Origin of the sequence: Flavobacterium sp. ACN6 (assembly GCF_002304005.1) — a bacterium.
Taxonomy (GTDB): domain Bacteria; phylum Bacteroidota; class Bacteroidia; order Flavobacteriales; family Flavobacteriaceae; genus Flavobacterium.
In genome coordinates, this window is the sequence record NZ_MRCQ01000013.1 from 40,283 (window position 1) to 60,177 (window position 19,895).

Below are 19,895 nucleotides of genomic sequence, written 5' to 3' on the forward strand. Positions count from 1 at the left end.
GAGTTGAATTTTTAAGTTTTACGTTAAGATTTTTCTTAAATAAAAATAAAATCGAAACAAATATTAAAATAACTCAAATAAGTATTACGCATTATGATACATCAAATAGATACCACAGATAATATTGTTGCCTTTAGAGCATTGGCAGAAGTAACAAAAGAAGATTTCTTAACAGCAGTTGTTCCCGCTGTTGAGCATTTGGTTAAGCAGATAAACGAAATTAATTTTTTATTGGTCTTGGATACAGATATTAAAAACTTTACGGCAGGAGCTTGGCTTGAAGATGCACTTCTCGGATTAAAACATTTGGGAAAATGGAATCGAGCAGCAATAGTTACAGATACAGAAGAAATTATATCTTTTACAAACGGATTTAGTTATATCGTTCCAGGAGAATTTCGCGGTTACAAAAAAATAGAATTTAATAAAGCTTTAAATTGGGTAGAAGGTAATATTTCTTAATTTGAGCAAATTCAGGAACATAAAAAAAGAGCACTAATAGTGCTCTTTTTTATGATATGAGATTGATTTTTAGTGATTGTATTCAATCCCACTGCTAGATTTAGCATCAATTTTATCTTTACTAACCTGATTGAATTTTTTATAGCAAGCTGATACTATTATAGGCAGTGCAATACTTCCTACAACAGCACTAGCTTTTGTATGACCTGTTTTTTTTAGAACTGCAGAAGCTAAAAGTGCACCAACTCCTGCGCATAGCATTTGTTTAACCGAAATATTAGGAGATTGACTCTCTGGTGTAATTCCGTGCAATAATGGATCTATGAAATTTAAATTCTCCATGATAATAATTTGTTTAGTTATACTTTTTAATTTTATTCTTTTTCGATTTCAGTTTCACTTTCGATTTTCTCGATTTCAACTTTTTCTTTTTTAATTGCCTGACGCAACAAAGCAAAAAGACTCATATAGACGTTTGCCATAAAAACCAGAGAAAACCCTGCCAAAATATAGCCCCGCCAATCATTTAACAAAAGTTTATAATCACAAAGAATCAAAAATGCGATTGTGACATAATGGCTAAAACAATACTCACAGGTAAAGAGGTAGAAGAACTTTCTAGTTACTAAAAATCTATCATTTTTAGAACGTCTGACACACCATTCGTGCGGTTCTCTAAAAATCTCTTCGTGTGTTACAGTCCAGCTGATGCAGGCAATTGGAATTGCTAAAACAAAAAGCCAGACAATTTGAGTTGCTATAGTCATAAATGATTCTTTTTATAAACCTCTATAAGCCAATTATCTTTTATTCTCTAGGATGATTTTCTGGATAATGCTCTGCATCAAAATCATCAAGTTCTTCTTCGTTGTCTAGGTCACCGTCCTTTTCGACATCATTTTCTAAATCTAATTCAGGATCGTATTCATCGTTCAAATCACTTTCCGTGTCATCATTAGTAATGGCATCATCTTCATTGATAATTCTTTCCTCATTCGGAATATTTTCTGCCTTTACAATTTCTTTATCAGAAGCGTCTTCTATGAAGTCGTTGTTACCAATATATTCTTCTTGATATTTATACGGATCTTCTGCAAGCGCATAGTTATCATTGTCAACTGGTGTATTTTGTTCGTAAACGTCGGGATCACTTTGTCCAAACTCTACATTATCTCTTTTAAGCTCTTGTTTGTATTCATCTTCAACTGAATAAGTTCCGTCTACAAGAGTATTTTGATCTATATAATCAGGGTCAAATTGACCATAATCATGGTTTTTTTGCTTTTCCATAATACTATTTTTTAGATTATTATTTTTTGCCTCGGAGTTCATAATATCATTATCTGCCCTTAATTTAATTATTGTTTACCATTAAAGGCTTTGACATTTTTACATGTTTTACAAATTTAACGAGGACATACAAAAAACTCCTTACAAGAAAATTAATTATAGCTGCATAATTAACAGTTACTTATAATATAATAATTGTAAGAAATCATGTAAGATCAGCATTCGACAAACATTTTATTTTTGATATAAAGGTTTAACCAAAATCTAAATCATATGGCATCTGAGAAAGTTACCGCCTGCTGTCAAGCTTTAATAACAAATAATTTGACGATTTCATTTGCAGAAAGTGCTTCTGCTGGAAAAATGTGTTATGAGTTTTCGACCGTTTTTAATTCTGGACGAATATTAATAGGAGGGATGGTATGCTATCATTCTTCTATGAAAGAAGACTTACTGCATATTCCTTGGGGAACTATAGAAAAGTATAGCGCAGAATCTGCAGAAGTTACACAACTAATGGCACAGAATTTTTATCGATATATAAATTCAGATATTTGTGTCGGTTTAACGGGACTTACCACGCCCGGCGGAAGCGAGACTGAAGAAAAACCCGTAGGAACTATTTTTATCCATATTATATTTTCAGATAAAGAAATAGCAAGACGTTTCGAATTTGATGGAAATCAAGAAAGTATAATAAATCAGGCTATTGATGCCGTCGCTGAATTGATTTTAGAAGAGATTTAAAATTTCATAATTATACACGCAAAGCCACAATGTTTATTCGTTGTGGCTTTTTTTTGGATAAAACGATTTGACTTAAAATGATATTTTAATGGCTTTTATGAGATATGTGAATTATTCAGTTAATAGAAATTTGCTGTAATTCAATTATGTTCTATCGGAAAATTTTATTAATGGAAATTATTTTTTATCGTTCTATAAAAAGCGTTTGATATATTATGGCCAACACCTATACACAAATACACGTACAATTTGTTTTTGCAGTAAAGTACAGAAAAGCATTAATTGCAAATGAATGGAAAGATAGATTGCATAAATACATAACTGGTATTGTTCAATCAAATCATCATAAAATGATTTGTATTAATAGTATGCCGGATCACATTCATATTTTTATAGGTATGCGTCCAACGCAATCTATTTCGTCTCTAATTCAAAATATTAAAACAGAGACTAGTAAATGGATTAAAGAAGAGAAACTGTCCAAAGGATTTGCTTGGCAAGAAGGTTACGGCGCTTTTTCGTATTCCAGAAGCCATGTTCCGAATGTAATTCGATATATCCAAAATCAAGAAGAACATCATAAAAAAGAAACATTTTTGGAAGAATATCAAAAACAGTTAAAAGCATTTGAAATAGAATATGATCTTCAATATATTTTTAAAGAGCCAATTTTATAATCCCAAACGTCCCTACGGGACGAAACGAAAAAAAACATATTTTTTTCTACCAATGAGATGTTCCTATGGAACATGTTTTTGGTTTAATTTTTTTTTAGAAGAAGAGGAAATTAATACGATGATTCTATTTTAAGCAATATTAATAATTGTTCCGTAGGAACATTTCATTGGTATAAAATTGAATATTTATCCGTTTTTTCGTTCCGTAGGAACGTTTGAATTATTAATTATTTAAATGTCAATAAATTAAAAACAATCAATTTTGTAAACCAAACGTCCCTACGGAACGACACAAAAAAAAATGTTTTTTTTCTACCGACGAAATGTTCCTATGGAACATTTTTTTATTTTTTAATTGTTGTTAAATAAATAGAATAACAAGAAATTAATACAAGGATTCTATTTTGAGCAATATTAATAATTGTTCCGTAGGAATATTTCATTGGTAGAAAATTGAATATTTATCCGTTTTTTCGTTCCTTAGGAACGTTTGAATTATTAATTATTTAAATGTCAATAAATTAAAAACAAACAATTTTGTAAACCAAACGCCCTGCGGGGCGACACAAAAAAAAATGTCTACCGACGAAATGTTCCTATGAAACATATTTTTATTTTTTAATTGTTGTTAAATAAATAGAATAACAGGAAATTAATACGAGGATTCTATTTTAAGCAATATTAATAATTGTTCCGTAGGAACATTTCATTGGTAGAAAATTGAATATTTGTCCGTTTTTTTCGTTCCGTAGGAACGTTTGAATTATTAATTATTTAAATGTCAATAAATTAAAAACAATAAATTTTGTTAACCAAACGACCTTATGAGACGAAACAAAACCTATGAAATGTTCCTATCGAACAGAAATTACTATCTAAAATCACTTTTTAATATAAAGCGTCCCATTTTTTATAGACGTTTTATTTAATTTCCCCTTTTCGTATAATTCTTCTAGAATAATTTTTGCATCATTAACAGAAATATCGTGGATTACAGCACACTCTTTTGGCGCCAGCGTAGGATATATTTCAAACAAGGCTAAGGTATTTGTATTTGAAATGTTTTTCTTTTTAGCTTCTGGAAATAAAGCTGACAAAGCATTTTCATAAGAAGCATAAGGCTTAGAACCGTAAACGGTTAATTTATTATTGTTTGCATCAGCGAAAAACAAAGTTGGAAAACCTCTTACTGCAAGAGTTTTTCCATAATTTAAATCTTCTTGAAAAAGTTTTTTGGCATCACCATCATAGTCAGCTTTTAACTTTTCTATATCAAGGTCAGCAATTTTCGCAGCTTCGACTATGTTTTCCCATTTTGCTATGTTTTTCTTTTCGAGATATAATTTTTCACGAAGGATTCTCATAAACTTTACCGCCTTTTCTTCACTCTGGATTTGTGCTGCCTTGAAAGCTATACATGACGGATAAGAAGAATCTAACGGATCTTCAAGCCAGACATCTCCATCAATCGGCATTTCATAATGTAAACTAGCTTCATCCCAATGATGTGCAACGTCGGAAGGTTTACTAATGCGGCCACTGTTGTAACTCCAATCTGGAAGCAGACCGCCCATTCTGTACTCAATGTCAAAATAATCGCCATATTCTAGTTTTAGTTTTCTAAGCTGCGGTTCAATTCCCCAACAAGAGGAACAAATAGGATCTGTGTAATAAATGATTTTTATTGGTTTATTTTTGGTTAAAATATTGGCCGTTTCAATAGATTTTTCACTTATAGGCATTTCACACGTCCCAGTTACAGGATCGCACAATAATGGATTTGTTTGACTTTTACTCATTTTTGAATTCATTTGCGATTGACAGCTTGTGCTGTAAATCAAGATTAACAACAGCGACAGTATTTTCATAGACGTTTTTATACACTATCGAAATTTAAATTTCTTACAAATTTCCTTTGAATTTTGTAACGAGTCAATTAGTCAAGAAAACATGACTAGAAAATAATTCAAACTTTAATGAATTATTATTTTTATAAAAAGTTAGAAATCGATTTATAAAGTAATTGCAATCTTACAATTAATTATGTATTTTCACATTTGATAAAAATTTAAAAGCCTCAAATGAATTATATCCAAAAGATTAAACGCCTTTACGATCTTTCTGAAAACAAAAACTACGGATTTTCAGAAAATCAAATTCTTACTCTTGAGAAAAAACTCGACATAGAACTTCCCATAAAATTTAAAGAATATTATTTAGAATTAGGTATAGAAGAAAATCTTAATTATAGCTTTAATAGACTTTTAAAGCCTGAAAATGAAATAGGATTTTCAGATGATAGCTTTCTTGTTTTTTATGAAGAACATCAAAACGTGGCTTTCTGGGGAATTAAAAAAGAAGACTTACTACAGGGTAATCCGCCAATCTACGGCAATTATGATACTGTTGAAAAATTGCATTGGGAAATTGAAACTTCATCAATTGAAAACTTCTTTTTATTAATGGCTGTTTTTAATGGGACTTTGGGCGGACTTCCATATAATGGAAACTATTTTGGAGAAGTCGATCCAGAAATTGTAAATTTTATTGCAGCAAATTATACTCTAATTTCTGAAATCAGTAAAGAAAATCAAAAAGTTTATACCGATCAATTTTACGATGTAATTATTCTTTCTTTCGATAAAGATACTAATTGCAGTGGTGCTTTTATCGGAACCAGTAATCAAGAACGTTTTGATTCTATTCTGGAGCAGTTGGATATCGATTGGTCCTATCTTTCCTATGATGATGAAGAAGATCATAATGAAGAGCAGCTCTAATAAACTTTTTTTGAGTTGAAGAAAAAATAAATAAAGTTGACTATAAAATTAAACCAAATGATACAACAGACATTTGATATTATTGAACTTCGTCCTGGAACAAAACATTACTATGGAGACAGTTTAGAAATGCCGGATATATTATTAGAAGATGGTTTGCTGGTGAAAGCGGGCACGATTGATATTCCTATAGGACATTCCCGTTACGGCGGACCAATTGCAGATCTTCCAAAAGATTTTGAATATCCAAAAGATCTACGTTTTGCAGCTCAGCTGGATTTGAAGAAAATTGCACCGCATGATCCATCTGGACTTTTACCTAAAACGGGACATCTATTCTTTTTTGCCGATATAATAAAAGATAAAGGTATGGTTGTATATGCCGATGTTGAAAACGATGAATTGGTAAGAGTAGTAAAAGATCATGAAGATCATTTTTTTGAGGGAGTTTTGATAAAAGAAGTTTTTGCTGCAACAGAAAAACTTTCTAGTCGTTACCGACAGCCTGAAGATGATTACGAGGAAGATGATGCCAATGAAGATGGAGTATTATGGGACTATTTTCAGGGAAGTGAAACTTCTAAAATTTTCGGAATTTTTACACATTGCCAGTTGCACGAAGAAGAAATATTAGAAATTGTTAATTCTAATAAAGTAGTATTACTGCAAATTGGAGAAAACGGATTTAATGAAGAAGGTGTATTTAGTGTATTAATTGAAGAGGAGGATCTTAAGGAACTAAATTTTAATAATTGTAGTTTTTACTGGGGACAATCTTAAATACGAAAAGCTAATATTATGATTAAAGATTTAGGTTACGGTTATAAAATCATTGACAATAGTTTTATACTTTTTTATGAGAGTGAAGTCTTTAAGAAATTTTATAAAATTATCGACTTCGAGAACTTTAAGATTATTGCAAATAATGCTGAAACAGTTGATGATTATGCTTCTACGATTTATTTCGCAGATAAAAATCATATTTATTTACAGAGTGCATTTTGTAGTTTTTGTATTTTAGAAAATGCAGATCCAAAAGATTTTAAGGTGATTGATATTGATAAGGGATATGTTTTTTCAAATGGAAATTATTACCGCCATAATGATCAAATGCCTTTTGATTGGAGCAAAGCCAACTATATAAATGATTACTATGCTGAGGCTGATAACAAATTATATTTTGCAGATATAAATTTGGTTGAGAATGTTAATATCGAATCATTTACTGTTCCCTATCCAGAACGTATTGGAAATCTAGGAATGGATAAAAATTATGTATTCTTTAAAGGGAAAATAATTCCCGACGCAAATCCAAAAACCTTTAAGATTTTGGAAGGTTGTTTGGATGGAACATATTATCTGGAATGTGATAATGCTTTTTATGCTAAAGATGATAAACTTGCTTATTTTGTGAGAACCATTAGCAATGAGGTAAAGGTTATCAAAAGCAAAAGTCTGAATGATTTTCATTTTAAAGTGATAGACGAAAGAGGTTATGCCTTCGATAAAGAATACAGCTATTATATGGGGAAAAGAACCAAACTTTAAATTAAATATCAACTATTTTAATACCATCTATCTTTATTTGATGCCATTAAACTTTTATTAACAAAAAGTAAGATTTCATTATTTTATATTTGTAAGGCACAACATAACACTAAAGCTTTCAAGCTCATGAAAATCAAGTCTTTTCTTTATATATTTCTATTTAGTATTTTTTCCGTTTCAGGGTTTAGCCAGAATGTAAAGCTTTTAACTATCGATCAGTTAAATGAGAGAATTCAAAACGGAAAAGACAGTACTTATGTGGTCAATTTTTGGGCAACTTGGTGCGCTCCGTGTATAAAAGAGTTACCTTATTTTGAAAAACTAAGTGCAGAAAATAAATCAGATAAACTGGCTGTTTTATTGGTAAGCCTTGATTTTAAATCAAAACTGACTTCAAATGTTATTCCATTTGTGAAAAAGAAAAATTTAAAAAGCCAAGTTTTTCTATTAAACGAAAGCAGTCCGCAAGAATTTATTGACCGAATAGATCCAAGCTGGTCAGGAAGTATTCCAGCCACGCTTTTCATTAAGGGCGACAAGCGAAAATTTGTTGAAAGTGAATTTACATACGAACAATTAATAACTGAATATAAAAAACTATAAATCCGAAAACCATGAAAAAAATAATCTTATTAGTAGCATTGGCATTTTCTGCCTTTCTTTCTCAGGCACAAAATGCAGTAACCCTAAAAGCGGGTGATAAAGCACCAGATTTTAAACTAAAAAATGTAGACAACAAAGAAGTTTCTTTTGGAACTTTCAAAGACGCAAAAGGTTTTATCGTTGTTTTTACCTGTAATACATGTCCGTATGCAATTGGTTACGAACAAAGAATTATCGACTTAGATAAAAAATTCAGACCGCAGGGATATCCAGTAATTGCAATTAATCCAAACGATCCTGAGGCTTCTACAGCAGATACTTTTGCAAAAATGCAGGATTTGGCAAAAGATAAAAAATATCCTTTTCCATATTTATTTGACCCAGGGCAAAAAATTACAGACGAGTATGGAGCAAAACGCACACCGCATGTATTTATCGTTTCTAAAACGGCAAAAGGAAATGTTGTAGAGTACGTTGGAGCAATCGACAATGATCCAGAAGGAAATAAAGCAGACAAAGTAAAATATGCTGAAGAGGTTATTGCGTCTTTAAAAAGCGGCCAAAAACCAGCAGTTACACAAACTAAAGAAATTGGCTGTACTGTAAAAAGAAAAGCAAAAGCTTAAAAAATATGTTTTGTAAAGTTTCAGGTTTTAAGTTTCAAGTTGCTCACTTAACGTCTAAACTGAAACTTGAAACAAAATAATTCATAAAATACGAAACGCCCCAATTGGGGCGTTTTTTGGCATGTATAATGAACAAGTTTACTTAATTCTGTTTTTTATCAATCTTGTAAAGTCTTCCTTGATCAGTTACGGCGTATAATGCTTCATCTTTTCCTTGTGTAATATCTCTAAATCTTTGTCCTTCTCCGGCCAATAATCTTTCTTCTCCAGCCACTTTATTGTCTTTAATTGCTAAACGAACAATATGTGAACCGCTTAAAGAACCTATAAAAAGATTATTCTGCCATTCAGGAACACGGTTTCCTGCATAAAATGTCATACCACTTGGCGAAACAACTGGGTCCCAATAATAAACTGGTTGTTCCATTCCGGTCTGCTGTGTAATACCATCACCAATTTTGGCTCCTCCATATTCAATTCCGTACGTAATAGTTGGCCATCCGTAGTTTGCTCCAGCAGTAATTCTGTTAAGTTCGTCACCACCTCTTGGTCCATGTTCACTCTGCCATAATTCTCCAGTTGTTGGATGAATAGCCAATCCCTGCGGATTTCTATGTCCAATAGTGTATAATTCTGGTAAAGCTCCCGTTTGTGTAAATGCTGGATTTCCAGAAGTAGCTTGACCTCCGGTTGTAATACGTACAATTTTACCCAAACTGCTGGTTACAGCCTGTGCAAGCGGACGCGTTTGTAAAACAGATCTTTCGCCAATACTTACAAATAAATTTCCACTTTTGTCAAATAAAACACGGCTTCCGTAGTGAAGTGTACTGCTGTTTGGCGTGTTAGAACGATAAATTACGGTTACATTTTCAATTGCGGCATCGTTATTTGCCAGTCTTCCTTTAGCGACAGCGGTAATATTACCACCAGCAACAGCTTCAGAAAATGTCCAATAAATCATTCGGTTAGTTTCAAAAGCAGGATCGAGGCAAATGCCAAGTAAACCACCTTGATCTGCTGGATTTACTGCTGGTACTCCTGTTAAGGCAGTACTAATTACTCCAGCTTGTGTTACAATTTTTATGTTACCTGCTTTTTCTGTTACTAGAAGGCGACCGTCAGGAAGATAGGCAACTCCCCAAGGAGCGCTTAAACCGTTGGTGATAACTTTAGATTCAATTTCTGTTGTAGTTTGAATGCTTCCTGCGCGTGTTTGTCCAGAAAATGCGGGAGTGTAAGTTGTATTTGCTGTACCAGTTTCTACAGGCGGACCAGTTGGTCCAACGTTGGTATCATCATTATTATCATTGTTGGAACAGCTGCTTAAAGCTAAAATTCCAGCAAGAAGAAAAATACTTTTTTTGATTATCATAATGCTTCATTTTAATGGTTAGAAAATAATTTTTGCATTATCCCAAACACATCAAAAGAGAATATTTTTTGAAGAGAATTACTAAATAAAGAGGTTTGCTTTAAGAGTAATTCTCCAGTTTTATTTTCAATTAATATTGCCTAAATGCTAACGCCATTTTTATGAAGCAAAATAATTTCAGAATGGAAATTAAACTTCTTTTGGAAAAGCATCTAGTGGGACATGCACTATTTTTAACGGAAAAACGCTGCAAAATATTGCTGGTAAGAATTAGATTGTTTTTTATTTGTAGAAAATTTAACAATCTAATTGTAAAATTTAGTAAGTGGGAAGCCCCGCTTTTAAAGGAGTTTTTACAGACTTTTTAGTTTCTTCATGAAAATTGGAAAAACTTCATTTAATTCGTCAAAAAGAGGATTTTTTCGATTTTTTAATTTGATTTCGCTGAATAATTTTAATCCCAAAGCAAATTGAACAGCCTCTGATTGATCGGCAAAAATGTTCTTTTCTTTGATTTTTTCAATGATATTAAAAATTTCATCGTGATTGTCAAATTCGATTCCTAGTTCTTTTGCAGGCTCAGTTTCGCCGTTTGCATATTGCTTAAGACTTAATGTCAAGTAATATTTGTTTGATCTTTTTTCCATTTTTTTTATAATTATAATTTTATTTAAGCCATTTATCGACAACTATTTTAAAGGCTTCTTTGTATTGCTCGCCAACGGTAATTTCTATTTTATCTATAAAAATTGAATTTTTACTAATAGCGCTGATCTTATCGAGAGAAACGATAAAAGAACGGTGAACGCGCATGAATTTTGAAGACGGTAGTTTTTCCTCCAAAGCTTTAAGTGAAATAAGGGATAAGAGAGCTTTTTGAGAATCTTCAAGATGTACTTTTACATAATCTTTCAAACTTTCGATGTAGCAAATATCTTTCAGTGAAATTCTTACCCATTGATATTCGACTTTTAAGAAGATAAATTCATCATCGGCCGCGATGTTTTGAAACTGATTATTAGCTTCTTCAGATAATTGTAGAACCTTGCTGGATGCACGCAGAAATTCTTCGTAGCTAAAAGGTTTTAAAAGATAATCAACGGCATTTACTTTGTAACCTTCAATTGCGTAATGATTGTAAGCAGTTGTAAAAATGATTTTTGGTAATGGCCCAGCTTGATCTTGTATAAGTCTGGCGAGTTCCATTCCCGTTAAATTGGGCATATTAATATCTAAAAAGACGATATCTGGTTTCGTTTCCCGAATGACGCCCATAGCCTCTACAGCATTGTCACAGGAAGCAATTAATTCTAAAAAAGGAGTCTGTTGTATAAACGTTTCTACGAGTTTTAAAGCCAGCGGTTCATCATCTACTGCTATACATTTTAATATGGTCATTGCTCTAAAGTTATTTTCAATTTAATTTTATATGTTCCGTGATCGGTAACTCCAAAAGTAATAACATGATGATTTGGGTAAATCAAATGTAATCTTCGTTTGGTATTTGTTAAACCAATGCCGCCTTCATCAGAAACTTTTGTTTTTTCGAAGAAAGTATTTTCTACTTCAAATTCAAGCTCAGTATCTTTTTGTGAAAGTTTAATGTGTATTTCGCTTTTATCAGTGGCATGAACCCCGTGTTTAAAAGCATTTTCTACTAAAGGTAATAATAACATTGGAACAATTGGGTAGTCGTGCAGTTTTTCAGGGATTTCTGTAGTAATAGTCAATTTCCTGTTGGCACGAAGTTTCATTAAAGCAATAAAATCTTTTAGAAATTCTACTTCCTTTAATAAAGTTGTTCTTTCTCCTTCGGTACTGTACAGTAAATATCGCATCATACGGCTTAAAGTATGCAGTGCATTTCTAGAATCTTCTATATCGGTATAAGTAAGCGAATAAATACTATTAAGTGAATTAAAGAAAAAATGCGGATTTATCTGTGCTTTCAACATCGCTAATTCTGCCACTGTTTTATCTTGTTCTAATTTTTGTTTGTGCTGTGCGGCTTTCTGCCAATATTGCAGCATTGCCCAGCTGGTACTTATTCCTAAAACTAAAAGCGTAAGGGTAAAAACGTAATTATCGAAATAAGGATTTCTGTATTTTGTAAAACCAATTGCCTTACTAATTTGATTGTGAAGATCTGTTTGAGAAGTATAAAAATAGGCAATTATCTGCATGCTGAAAATCGCTGAAAATGCCCAAAATAAGAATAGTGATGTGTTGTCTTTAATGATGGTTTTAGGGACAATAATTTTTGCTGTGGAATAAAAAACAACAATCAGTAAAAATAGAATAATACTCTGCCAAAGCCAAAATGCTGACGGAAGCACTACATTCCAAGTTAGGGGAATATAAAACAGCATAAGATACCCTAGTAAAAACCATCCCAGTATGTGTAATCCGGTAAATAAATAGGGTCTAAAGAAGGTTGGTGTCATTGCAATTTGTGATTTTAATGGCAATATTACAGTTTATTTGAACGTAAATTTTGAGCAATCGCCCAATGCGGATTCAGAGTCTCTAAAAAGCATTTTAGAGCCGATAAGTCAAAAATTAAACACTTGTTTAATATTTTAAAAAAACCATCGGTTGTGAAGCTACCTTTATCGATTATTTTTTACTCTTCGTCTATTTGAAAATTTTTGCTTGTTATATTTTACTTATTTTGTATTCATATAATCGATAATTACACATTTTTCACAATGAATAAGCAATCATTTTTAAGTATTCTCGCAGCATCAATTATTATCGCTTCTTGCGGTAAAAATGATAAATCGGCTCAGGCCGGCGGCGCACCACAGATAAAAGAGTATAAGACTGTGACATTACAGCCGGAATCAGCTACATTAAACAGCGATTTTCCAGCTAGTATTCAAGGACAGCAAAATATAGAAATCCGTCCAAGAGTTGAAGGATACATTGATAAAATTTTTGTAGATGAAGGAGCAGTTGTAAAAGCTGGACAGCCTTTATTTAAAATCAGTGCTCCAGAATATGAGCAGCAAGTAAGAACGGCTACAGCTAGTATTAAAAGTGCTCAAGCAGATTTAAGCGCTGCTAAATTGGCTGTAAATAAAGTAAAACCTTTGGTTGAAAAAGGAATCATCAGTAAATACGATTTAGAATCGGCACAATATACTTATGAGTCGGCTCAGGCAAATTTAGCACAAGCAAATGCTGCTTTAGTAAATGCTAAAACCAATTTAGGATATACAACCGTTACAAGTCCTGTAAATGGAGTTGTAGGTTCAATTCCATTTCGTTTAGGAAGTTTGGTAAGTTCTAATACAGCAGATCCTTTAACAACAGTTTCAAGTATTGGAAATGTTTATGCTTACTTCGCAATGAACGAAAAAATGCTTTTGAACTTTACTCAAAACAATACTACAGGAGCATCTCTAGCACAAAAAATCAAAAGTATGCCGGCAGTTTCTTTATTGCTTTCTGATGGATCAACTTATGATGAAAAAGGGCATATTGAAACTGTAAACGGATTGATTAATACAGAGACAGGTTCTGTTAACATTAGAGCGCGTTTTCCAAATTCAAAAGGAATTATCAGAAGCGGAAGCAGCACAACAGTTCGTATCCCAACTGATGTGAAAGATGCTATAATTGTACCGCAAAGTGCGACTTTTGAACTTCAGGATAAAATTTTCGCTGTAGTTTTAGGAAAAGACGGAAAAACAAGAAATGCTAATATTACGATCCTTGACAATTCAGCAGGAAATTATTACGTAGTAACAGAAGGCTTAAAAGCAGGAGACGAAATTGTATTAGAAGGAGTAGCTTCTTTAAAAGAAGGAAGTGAGATTAAAGCTCAAAATCAAAAACCAGAAACGGTTTATGCTGACTTAAAATAAAAAAAATGTTTAAAAAATTTATACAAAGACCTGTACTCTCGACGGTAATATCTGTTATTATTGTCATTTTAGGTGTTTTAGGCCTAATTGAGTTACCTATTTCTCAATATCCAGATATTGCACCGCCAACCGTAAACGTGGCAGCAAGTTATACAGGAGCCAATGCAGATGTGGTACTAAAAAGTATTGTAATTCCGTTGGAAGAGCAGATTAATGGTGTAGAAAACATGACTTACATGACTTCTACAGCAACTAATGATGGTAACGCTTCGATCAAAATTTTCTTTAAAGTAGGAACAAATCCTGATTTAGCAGCGGTAAACGTTCAAAACAGGGTTTCTAGAGCAACAAGTTTATTGCCGGTTGAGGTAACTCAGGCGGGGGTTACAGTAACAAAGAGTCAGAGTAGTAACTTATTGATTTTCTCTTTATACAGTGATGATAAAGCTTACGATCAGACGTTTCTTCAAAATTATGCTAAAATCAACCTTGTACCGCAGATTCAGCGTGTAGTTGGGGTGGGAGACGTAACCGTATTTGGTGCAAAAGATTACTCTATGAGAATCTGGCTGAAACCAGATATAATGCAGCAATACAAATTGATTCCAAGTGATATTTCGGCTGCTTTGGCAGAGCAGAATATCGAAGCGGCACCAGGTAAATTTGGTGAAAATGGAGATCAAGCTTTTCAATATGTAATTAAATACAAAGGTCGTTTAACAAGTGCTCAGGAATTTGAGGATATTGTTATCAAATCTGTTGGAAACGGACAAATGCTTCGTCTTAAAGATGTTGCTAAAGTTGAGTTAGGATCTTTGAGTTATTCATCAACAATTAAAACAAACGGTGTTGAATCGGCAGCGATGGCAATCAGCCAGACTCCTGGATCTAATGCACGTGACGTAATTATCAATTCTAAAAAGTTGATTGAAGAAGCAGCAAAGAGTTTTCCAAAAGGAATGAAATATACCATTATGGTGGATGTCAACGAAAATTTGGATGCCTCTATTGAAAAAGTAATTCACACCTTGATCGAAGCCTTTATATTAGTTTTCATCGTGGTATTTATTTTCCTTCAGGATTTTAGATCAACATTAATTCCAGCTATTGCGGTTCCAGTTGCGATTGTAGGAACATTTTTCTTCCTGAATTTATTCGGATTTACCATTAACTTATTGACGCTTTTTGCGATGGTTCTAGCCATTGGTATTGTGGTCGATGATGCAATTGTCGTCGTCGAGGCCGTTCACGCGAAACTCGATACCGGTTATAAATCGGCTAAAAAAGCGACTATTCATGCAATGGACGAAATTTCAGGAGCGATTATTTCGATTACATTAGTAATGGCTGCGGTATTTATTCCAGTAACTTTTATTACTGGTTCGACAGGGGTTTTCTATAAACAGTTTGGTATTACACTGGCGGTTGCGATTATTCTTTCTGCAGTAAATGCCTTGACGCTGAGCCCTGCTTTGTGTGCCCTTTTACTAAAACCGCATGCAGACGATCATAAACATAAAAGTTATTTACAGCGTTTTTATACCTCATTTAACGTTGCATTTGATAATGTAACCGAAAGATACAAACGTTCAGTAAGTTTCCTTTCTGTAAAAAAATGGATTGTATTAGCTTCTATTTTGATTGCTGGTTTGGCCTTATTTTATATGATGAAAACTACGCCGTCTGCTTTCGTTCCTTCGGAAGATCAGGGAACTGTTTTTGCTAACATTAGTTTACCGCCATCAGCTTCTATGGAACGTTCTGATATAATGGCTAAAAAAGTAGACAGTATTGCGAAGACTATTCCAGGAGTTAGAAATACACTTCGCATTGTGGGGCAGAACTTTACAGCAGGTGCGGGTAGTGCCTACAGTATGGTTATTGTGAAGTTATACCCTTGGGATCAGCGTGATTTAAGTGTTGATGACGTAATTGGACAGCTTTTCGCTAAAACAAGCGGTATTCGTGAAGCTAGTATCTTCTTTATTTCGCCTCCAACCATTCAAGGTTTTGGTCAAAGTGGTGGATTCGAATTTCAATTACAGGATAAAGGAGGACATAGTACAGCTGAGTTCTTTAAAGTAAATAACGAATTCCTTGCAAAACTAGCAGAACGTCCAGAAATACAATACGCGACAACGCCATTTAATCCTGGATTCCCTCAGTATATGATGGATATTAATTTAGCGAAAGCGAAAGATGCAGGAGTTTCTGTAAACACGATTTTGTCAACCATGCAGGGTTATTATGGTGGATTGTATGCTTCGAATTTCAACAAATTCGGAAAACAATACCGTGTAATGATTCAGGCAGCACCAGAGTTTAGAACAAATACACAAGGATTAAATAAAATATTTGTTCGTAATAGTGCAGGAAATATGGCGCCAATTACCGAGTTTGTAAAAATGACGAGAGTTTTTGGACCAGAATCTATTTCGAGATTTAACTTATTTACGTCTATTGCAATTACAGGAGCACCAAAACCAGGTTACAGTTCTGGAGATGCTATTAAAGCTATTCAGGAAGTTGCTGCAGAAAATCTGCCGGCAGGTTATGGTTATGAATTCTCTGGATTAACACGTGAGGAATTAGCTTCTGGAAGTGAAACGATTTTCATCTTTATTTTGTGTTTGGTTTTCGTTTACTTCTTATTAAGTGCTCAATACGAAAGTTATATTCTTCCGTTTGCGGTATTATTCTCCATTCCGTTTGGATTGGCTGGAGCTTATTTATTCTCGATTATTTTCAAATTGAATAGTAATATTTATTTACAGATTTCCTTGATCATGTTGATTGGACTTCTTGCCAAGAACGGTATTTTGATTGTCGAATTTGCTTTGGACAGAAGACGTAAAGGTCTGCCAGTTGTACAAGCAGCAATCGAAGGAGCCGTAGCACGTTTACGTCCAATTTTGATGACCTCTTTCGCCTTTATTTTAGGACTTGTTCCGTTGATGTTTGCTTCTGGAGCAGGTGCAGTTGGTAACAAATCCATTGGTACTGGAGCCGTAGGAGGTATGTTAATCGGAACCATTTTAGGAGTATTCGTTATTCCGGTTCTATTTATCATATTCCAAAATTTACAGGAAAAAATAAGCGGTCCCGCAAAGGATGGTTATGACGACGACGATGATGATGAAGAGGAAATTCATTTATTAGAAGCTCATAAAGAGTAAAATTTAATTAAAAACAGAGATGACGAATAGTTCAAATAAATATATTCTTATGGTAATTACAGCCGCACTTTTAAGTGCGTGCTCGATTACCAAAAAGTACGAACGCCCAACTACACTCTCGACAGATAAGCTTTATCGTGATGAGGTTTCTACCGATTCAACTACGATTGCTAATATGCCGTGGCAGAGCGTTTTTAAAGATCAAAAACTAAATGCATTAATTCAGAAAGGTTTAGATCAAAATCTTAACCTGAAAAATGCCATTGAGAATATTGTGCAGGCACGAGCTTCTTTACGTCAAAGTAAGTTAGCTTATTATCCAACATTACAATTGGATGCAAATGCAACACATACGAAGCAATCTGAAGCTGGACTTAACTTTCCTCCGGGAATTAATATCAATACTTTAACGACAACGTATAAGTTAGGTTTAAGTACTTCTTGGGAAGCTGATATTTGGGGAAAACTAAGCAGTTCTAAAAGAGCGGCTTTGGCATCTTATTTAGCAACAGATGCAGCAAAACAGGCAGTTCAAACACAATTAATTTCAGATATTGCTAACAATTATTTTTTATTGTTGTCATACGATGAATCATTAAAAATCACGAAAGAAACATTAGAAAGCCGTATCAAAAACGTGGAAACAATTAAAGCTTTAAAAGAAGGTGCAATTGTTACAGGTGCTGCGGTTGTTCAAAGTGAAGCAAACCAACATGCAGCTGAAGTTTTAATTCCAGATTTGAAGCAAAGCATTCGTGAAACGGAAAATGCCCTAAATATTTTATTAGGACAAGCTCCAGGACCAATTGACAGAGGTGAAATTGGAACACAGGTTATTCCAGAAACTCTTGCTGTTGGAGTACCTTCTCAACTGTTGGAAAATCGTCCAGATGTCCGTCAAGCGGAATTTAATTTCAGAGTGGCTTTTGAATCAACAAATTTGGCTAAAACTTATTTTTACCCAAGTTTAACTCTTACTGCAAGCAGCGGATTCTCGAATTTAGAGTTGAAAGACTTTTTTACCAATTCGATTTTTTACTCTATAATTGGAGGTTTAACGCAGCCCATTTTTAATCAGGGATTGAATAAAATGAGATTGACAACGGCACAGTCACAACAATTACAGGCTTACAATAATTTTCAGCAAAGTCTTTTAATCGCTGGTCAGGAAGTTTCAAACGCCTTGTATTCGTATCAAATGGCAGTTGAAAAAGAAGATTCAAGACAAAAACAAATTGATGCTTTAGAAAAAGCGGTTGATTTTACACAACAGCTTTTGGAATATAGCTCGGCTACGAATTATACAGATGTATTGACTTCAGAGCAAAATCTTTTGACAGCACAATTAAATGGAATCAATGATAATCTTCAAAAACTGCAAGCTTTAGTTAATTTATACAGAGCTTTAGGTGGAGGATGGAAATAAAATGATCTGATTTTTTGAAAAAAATGGCCGTTTGTCGTTATAATTCTGTCTTTGGTCTAAATAATATTTAGTATCCATAAATTATATATAATTTTGGACAATAAGATAAATAATTGAATTCACATTTATAGGCGATAAAGTTCCACAACATCATAATTAGATGATCGCTTGATTTTTAATAAAAACATGACTAAAAAAGCCTCAGAAATGAGGCTTTTTTTTATAGAATGTATATCGGTTGAAAAGTACTATTCGTCGATTAGTTTTACCGTTCTGTATAATGAATGCGCTAACCTTAAATATTGGCATTACTTTAGATTCATATCTACTAAATTAATATTTAAAATCTAAAAACATGAAAAAGTTAGTATTTGCCTCAGTGCTCTTTATGAGTGTATTTTTCGCCCATGCGCAAGTGTCCGTTAATGTAAATATTGGAACTCCGCCAAATTGGGGACCACAAGGTTACGATGACAGCAGATATTATTACCTGCCAGATATCGATGTTTATTATGACGTAAATCAAAGTTCCTTTATCTACGATAATGGAGGAAAATGGATCAGAGAAAAAAGACTTCCTTCAAAATACAGACAATATGATTTGTATTCAGGTTACAAAGTTGTTTTGACTGATTATAGAGGAGATTCTCCGTACTCATATCATACCAAACACAGAGCAAGTTATCCAAAAGGTTATCATGGAAAACCTCAAAAAAACAGAGGAGAAAAACCAGTAAAATATGCTAAACCAAAAGGACAGCAAAAGCAGGATAATAAAAATAATAACAAAGGAAATAAAAACTCCAAACAACAGTCAGACAAAAACCACGATCATTCTAATGGCAAACACCGTTAGTCCTTAAACATGACTAAAAAGAAACGCCTCCAATTTTTGGAGGCGTTTTTGATTTTATAAAGAAGTCCCAGAGGGACGTTATATTTATAGAAGCGCATTTTCTCACAACATAAAAGCCTGTGGAAGGCGAAATATATTAAGTGTATACAAATAATATATTCAAATATAGCCTGCGGTTTCAACCGCGGGAATCGTGTGGGGATAATGATTCATCTTATAAGAGTATTATATCGCTCCTCTGAAGCTTTATTTCGTAGTGTGTATATTGTTGGCTTTAAATATCACGCTCCTATGGAGCTTTATTTCATTGTGTCCTATTTTTAGCTATAAACATTACGCTCTGCTGGAGCTTTAAAATAAAGTCCCAGCGGGACGTTATATTTATAGAAGCGCATTTCTCGCAACATAAAAGCCTCAGAGAGGCGAAATATATTATGTGTATTTTGTTGGCTGCAAATAT

Annotated in this window: 20 protein-coding genes; 12 read left to right on the top strand and 8 right to left on the bottom strand. The window is 33.3% G+C overall.

Translation table 11 applies throughout. From position 1 onward, the window contains the following. Positions 1-93: 93 nt before the first annotated feature. On the top strand, positions 94-462 hold the full coding sequence (locus BSF42_RS17830) for an STAS/SEC14 domain-containing protein (RefSeq protein WP_095954455.1): 369 nt from the start codon (positions 94-96) through the stop codon (positions 460-462). 69 nt (positions 463-531) lie between these two features. On the opposite strand, the gene BSF42_RS17835 is transcribed toward BSF42_RS17830, so the two are convergent. Genes BSF42_RS17835 through BSF42_RS17845 form a run of 3 tightly spaced genes read right to left on the bottom strand, consistent with a single transcriptional unit; the run spans position 532 to position 1,752 of the window. Then, positions 532-804 (bottom strand): hypothetical protein, encoded by a 273-nt coding sequence (locus BSF42_RS17835; protein WP_095954456.1) that lies wholly within the window; start codon positions 802-804, stop codon positions 532-534. Between the two features lie 32 nt (positions 805-836). Further along, positions 837-1,229, bottom strand: coding sequence for a hypothetical protein (locus BSF42_RS17840; RefSeq protein WP_095954457.1), 393 nt, complete (start codon positions 1,227-1,229; stop codon positions 837-839). Positions 1,230-1,269: 40 nt separating this feature from the next. Beyond that, positions 1,270-1,752 (bottom strand): hypothetical protein, encoded by a 483-nt coding sequence (locus BSF42_RS17845; RefSeq protein ID WP_095954529.1) that lies wholly within the window; start codon positions 1,750-1,752, stop codon positions 1,270-1,272. 273 nt (positions 1,753-2,025) lie between these two features. Here BSF42_RS17845 and BSF42_RS17850 point away from each other — a divergent pair, with 273 nt between their 5' ends. Together BSF42_RS17850 and tnpA are read left to right on the top strand one after the other, a co-directional pair. Continuing rightward, positions 2,026-2,499, top strand: coding sequence for a CinA family protein (locus tag BSF42_RS17850; protein WP_095954458.1), 474 nt, complete (start codon positions 2,026-2,028; stop codon positions 2,497-2,499). A 215-nt stretch (positions 2,500-2,714) separates the two neighbouring features. Then, entirely contained in the window at positions 2,715-3,176 is a 462-nt protein-coding gene (tnpA, locus tag BSF42_RS17855; protein WP_095954459.1) for an IS200/IS605 family transposase, read from the top strand. Between the two features lie 881 nt (positions 3,177-4,057). Here the strand turns inward: tnpA and BSF42_RS17860 are convergent. Next, positions 4,058-4,975, bottom strand: a complete 918-nt coding sequence (locus BSF42_RS17860; protein ID WP_095954530.1) for a DsbA family protein — start codon at positions 4,973-4,975, stop codon at positions 4,058-4,060. Positions 4,976-5,257: 282 nt separating this feature from the next. Here BSF42_RS17860 and BSF42_RS17865 point away from each other — a divergent pair, with 282 nt between their 5' ends. The 5 genes from BSF42_RS17865 to BSF42_RS17885 all read left to right on the top strand — a co-directional run bounded on the left by BSF42_RS17865 (position 5,258) and on the right by BSF42_RS17885 (position 8,733). After that, the gene (locus tag BSF42_RS17865) at positions 5,258-5,956 is read left to right on the top strand and encodes a hypothetical protein (RefSeq protein WP_095954460.1); all 699 of its coding nucleotides are present in this window, start codon (positions 5,258-5,260) and stop codon (positions 5,954-5,956) included. A 57-nt stretch (positions 5,957-6,013) separates the two neighbouring features. Further along, positions 6,014-6,736 carry a DUF1963 domain-containing protein gene (locus BSF42_RS17870; RefSeq protein WP_095954531.1) on the top strand — a complete coding sequence of 241 codons (723 nt, stop codon included), beginning with the start codon at positions 6,014-6,016 and terminating at the stop codon, positions 6,734-6,736. 18 nt (positions 6,737-6,754) lie between these two features. Continuing rightward, positions 6,755-7,504 (top strand): DKNYY domain-containing protein, encoded by a 750-nt coding sequence (locus BSF42_RS17875; protein ID WP_095954461.1) that lies wholly within the window; start codon positions 6,755-6,757, stop codon positions 7,502-7,504. A 126-nt stretch (positions 7,505-7,630) separates the two neighbouring features. Further along, positions 7,631-8,107 (top strand): TlpA family protein disulfide reductase, encoded by a 477-nt coding sequence (locus BSF42_RS17880; RefSeq protein ID WP_095954462.1) that lies wholly within the window; start codon positions 7,631-7,633, stop codon positions 8,105-8,107. A gap of 11 nt (positions 8,108-8,118) precedes the next feature. After that, positions 8,119-8,733 (top strand): thioredoxin family protein, encoded by a 615-nt coding sequence (locus BSF42_RS17885; RefSeq protein ID WP_095954463.1) that lies wholly within the window; start codon positions 8,119-8,121, stop codon positions 8,731-8,733. A gap of 142 nt (positions 8,734-8,875) precedes the next feature. Here the strand turns inward: BSF42_RS17885 and BSF42_RS17890 are convergent, their stop codons facing one another. From BSF42_RS17890 to BSF42_RS17910, 4 genes are all read right to left on the bottom strand, one after another. After that, positions 8,876-10,108 (bottom strand): PQQ-dependent sugar dehydrogenase, encoded by a 1,233-nt coding sequence (locus BSF42_RS17890; RefSeq protein WP_095954464.1) that lies wholly within the window; start codon positions 10,106-10,108, stop codon positions 8,876-8,878. A 353-nt stretch (positions 10,109-10,461) separates the two neighbouring features. After that, positions 10,462-10,755 carry a DUF3861 domain-containing protein gene (locus tag BSF42_RS17900; RefSeq protein ID WP_095954532.1) on the bottom strand — a complete coding sequence of 98 codons (294 nt, stop codon included), beginning with the start codon at positions 10,753-10,755 and terminating at the stop codon, positions 10,462-10,464. A 19-nt stretch (positions 10,756-10,774) separates the two neighbouring features. Continuing rightward, the gene (locus BSF42_RS17905) at positions 10,775-11,506 is read right to left on the bottom strand and encodes a LytTR family DNA-binding domain-containing protein (RefSeq protein ID WP_095954466.1); all 732 of its coding nucleotides are present in this window, start codon (positions 11,504-11,506) and stop codon (positions 10,775-10,777) included. After that, entirely contained in the window at positions 11,503-12,552 is a 1,050-nt protein-coding gene (locus BSF42_RS17910) for a sensor histidine kinase (RefSeq protein ID WP_095954533.1), read from the bottom strand. The genes BSF42_RS17905 and BSF42_RS17910 overlap by 4 nt, the downstream gene beginning before the upstream one ends. Positions 12,553-12,816: 264 nt before the next feature. Between BSF42_RS17910 and BSF42_RS17915 the strand changes: the two genes are divergently transcribed. The 4 genes from BSF42_RS17915 to BSF42_RS17930 all read left to right on the top strand — a co-directional run bounded on the left by BSF42_RS17915 (position 12,817) and on the right by BSF42_RS17930 (position 19,435). Then, a complete protein-coding gene (locus BSF42_RS17915) occupies positions 12,817-13,977 on the top strand; it encodes an efflux RND transporter periplasmic adaptor subunit (protein ID WP_095954467.1) in 1,161 nt (386 codons plus the stop codon). Between the two features lie 5 nt (positions 13,978-13,982). Continuing rightward, positions 13,983-17,153: an efflux RND transporter permease subunit gene (locus tag BSF42_RS17920; protein WP_095954468.1), complete on the top strand. Its 3,171-nt coding sequence runs from the start codon at positions 13,983-13,985 to the stop codon at positions 17,151-17,153. A 19-nt stretch (positions 17,154-17,172) separates the two neighbouring features. Next, positions 17,173-18,579: an efflux transporter outer membrane subunit gene (locus BSF42_RS17925; RefSeq protein ID WP_095954469.1), complete on the top strand. Its 1,407-nt coding sequence runs from the start codon at positions 17,173-17,175 to the stop codon at positions 18,577-18,579. A gap of 355 nt (positions 18,580-18,934) precedes the next feature. Continuing rightward, on the top strand, positions 18,935-19,435 hold the full coding sequence (locus BSF42_RS17930) for a hypothetical protein (RefSeq protein ID WP_095954470.1): 501 nt from the start codon (positions 18,935-18,937) through the stop codon (positions 19,433-19,435). Positions 19,436-19,895 lie beyond the last annotated feature (460 nt).

What these genes read in the sequence shown, in the direction of transcription:
- BSF42_RS17865 (WP_095954460.1), top strand. Translation starts at nt 5,258, where the DNA reads ATGAATTATATCCAAAAGATTAAACGCCTTTACGATCTTTCTGAAAAC.
- BSF42_RS17915 (WP_095954467.1), top strand. Translation starts at nt 12,817, where the DNA reads ATGAATAAGCAATCATTTTTAAGTATTCTCGCAGCATCAATTATTATC.
- BSF42_RS17875 (WP_095954461.1), top strand. Translation starts at nt 6,755, where the DNA reads ATGATTAAAGATTTAGGTTACGGTTATAAAATCATTGACAATAGTTTT.
- BSF42_RS17930 (WP_095954470.1), top strand. Translation starts at nt 18,935, where the DNA reads ATGAAAAAGTTAGTATTTGCCTCAGTGCTCTTTATGAGTGTATTTTTC.
- BSF42_RS17840 (WP_095954457.1), bottom strand. Translation starts at nt 1,229, where the DNA reads ATGACTATAGCAACTCAAATTGTCTGGCTTTTTGTTTTAGCAATTCCA.
- BSF42_RS17905 (WP_095954466.1), bottom strand. Translation starts at nt 11,506, where the DNA reads ATGACCATATTAAAATGTATAGCAGTAGATGATGAACCGCTGGCTTTA.
- BSF42_RS17920 (WP_095954468.1), top strand. Translation starts at nt 13,983, where the DNA reads ATGTTTAAAAAATTTATACAAAGACCTGTACTCTCGACGGTAATATCT.
- BSF42_RS17880 (WP_095954462.1), top strand. Translation starts at nt 7,631, where the DNA reads ATGAAAATCAAGTCTTTTCTTTATATATTTCTATTTAGTATTTTTTCC.
- BSF42_RS17890 (WP_095954464.1), bottom strand. Translation starts at nt 10,108, where the DNA reads ATGATAATCAAAAAAAGTATTTTTCTTCTTGCTGGAATTTTAGCTTTA.
- tnpA (WP_095954459.1), top strand. Translation starts at nt 2,715, where the DNA reads ATGGCCAACACCTATACACAAATACACGTACAATTTGTTTTTGCAGTA.
- BSF42_RS17925 (WP_095954469.1), top strand. Translation starts at nt 17,173, where the DNA reads ATGACGAATAGTTCAAATAAATATATTCTTATGGTAATTACAGCCGCA.
- BSF42_RS17835 (WP_095954456.1), bottom strand. Translation starts at nt 804, where the DNA reads ATGGAGAATTTAAATTTCATAGATCCATTATTGCACGGAATTACACCA.
- BSF42_RS17850 (WP_095954458.1), top strand. Translation starts at nt 2,026, where the DNA reads ATGGCATCTGAGAAAGTTACCGCCTGCTGTCAAGCTTTAATAACAAAT.
- BSF42_RS17830 (WP_095954455.1), top strand. Translation starts at nt 94, where the DNA reads ATGATACATCAAATAGATACCACAGATAATATTGTTGCCTTTAGAGCA.
- BSF42_RS17860 (WP_095954530.1), bottom strand. Translation starts at nt 4,975, where the DNA reads ATGAGTAAAAGTCAAACAAATCCATTATTGTGCGATCCTGTAACTGGG.
- BSF42_RS17870 (WP_095954531.1), top strand. Translation starts at nt 6,014, where the DNA reads ATGATACAACAGACATTTGATATTATTGAACTTCGTCCTGGAACAAAA.
- BSF42_RS17910 (WP_095954533.1), bottom strand. Translation starts at nt 12,552, where the DNA reads ATGACACCAACCTTCTTTAGACCCTATTTATTTACCGGATTACACATA.
- BSF42_RS17885 (WP_095954463.1), top strand. Translation starts at nt 8,119, where the DNA reads ATGAAAAAAATAATCTTATTAGTAGCATTGGCATTTTCTGCCTTTCTT.
- BSF42_RS17845 (WP_095954529.1), bottom strand. Translation starts at nt 1,752, where the DNA reads ATGGAAAAGCAAAAAAACCATGATTATGGTCAATTTGACCCTGATTAT.
- BSF42_RS17900 (WP_095954532.1), bottom strand. Translation starts at nt 10,755, where the DNA reads ATGGAAAAAAGATCAAACAAATATTACTTGACATTAAGTCTTAAGCAA.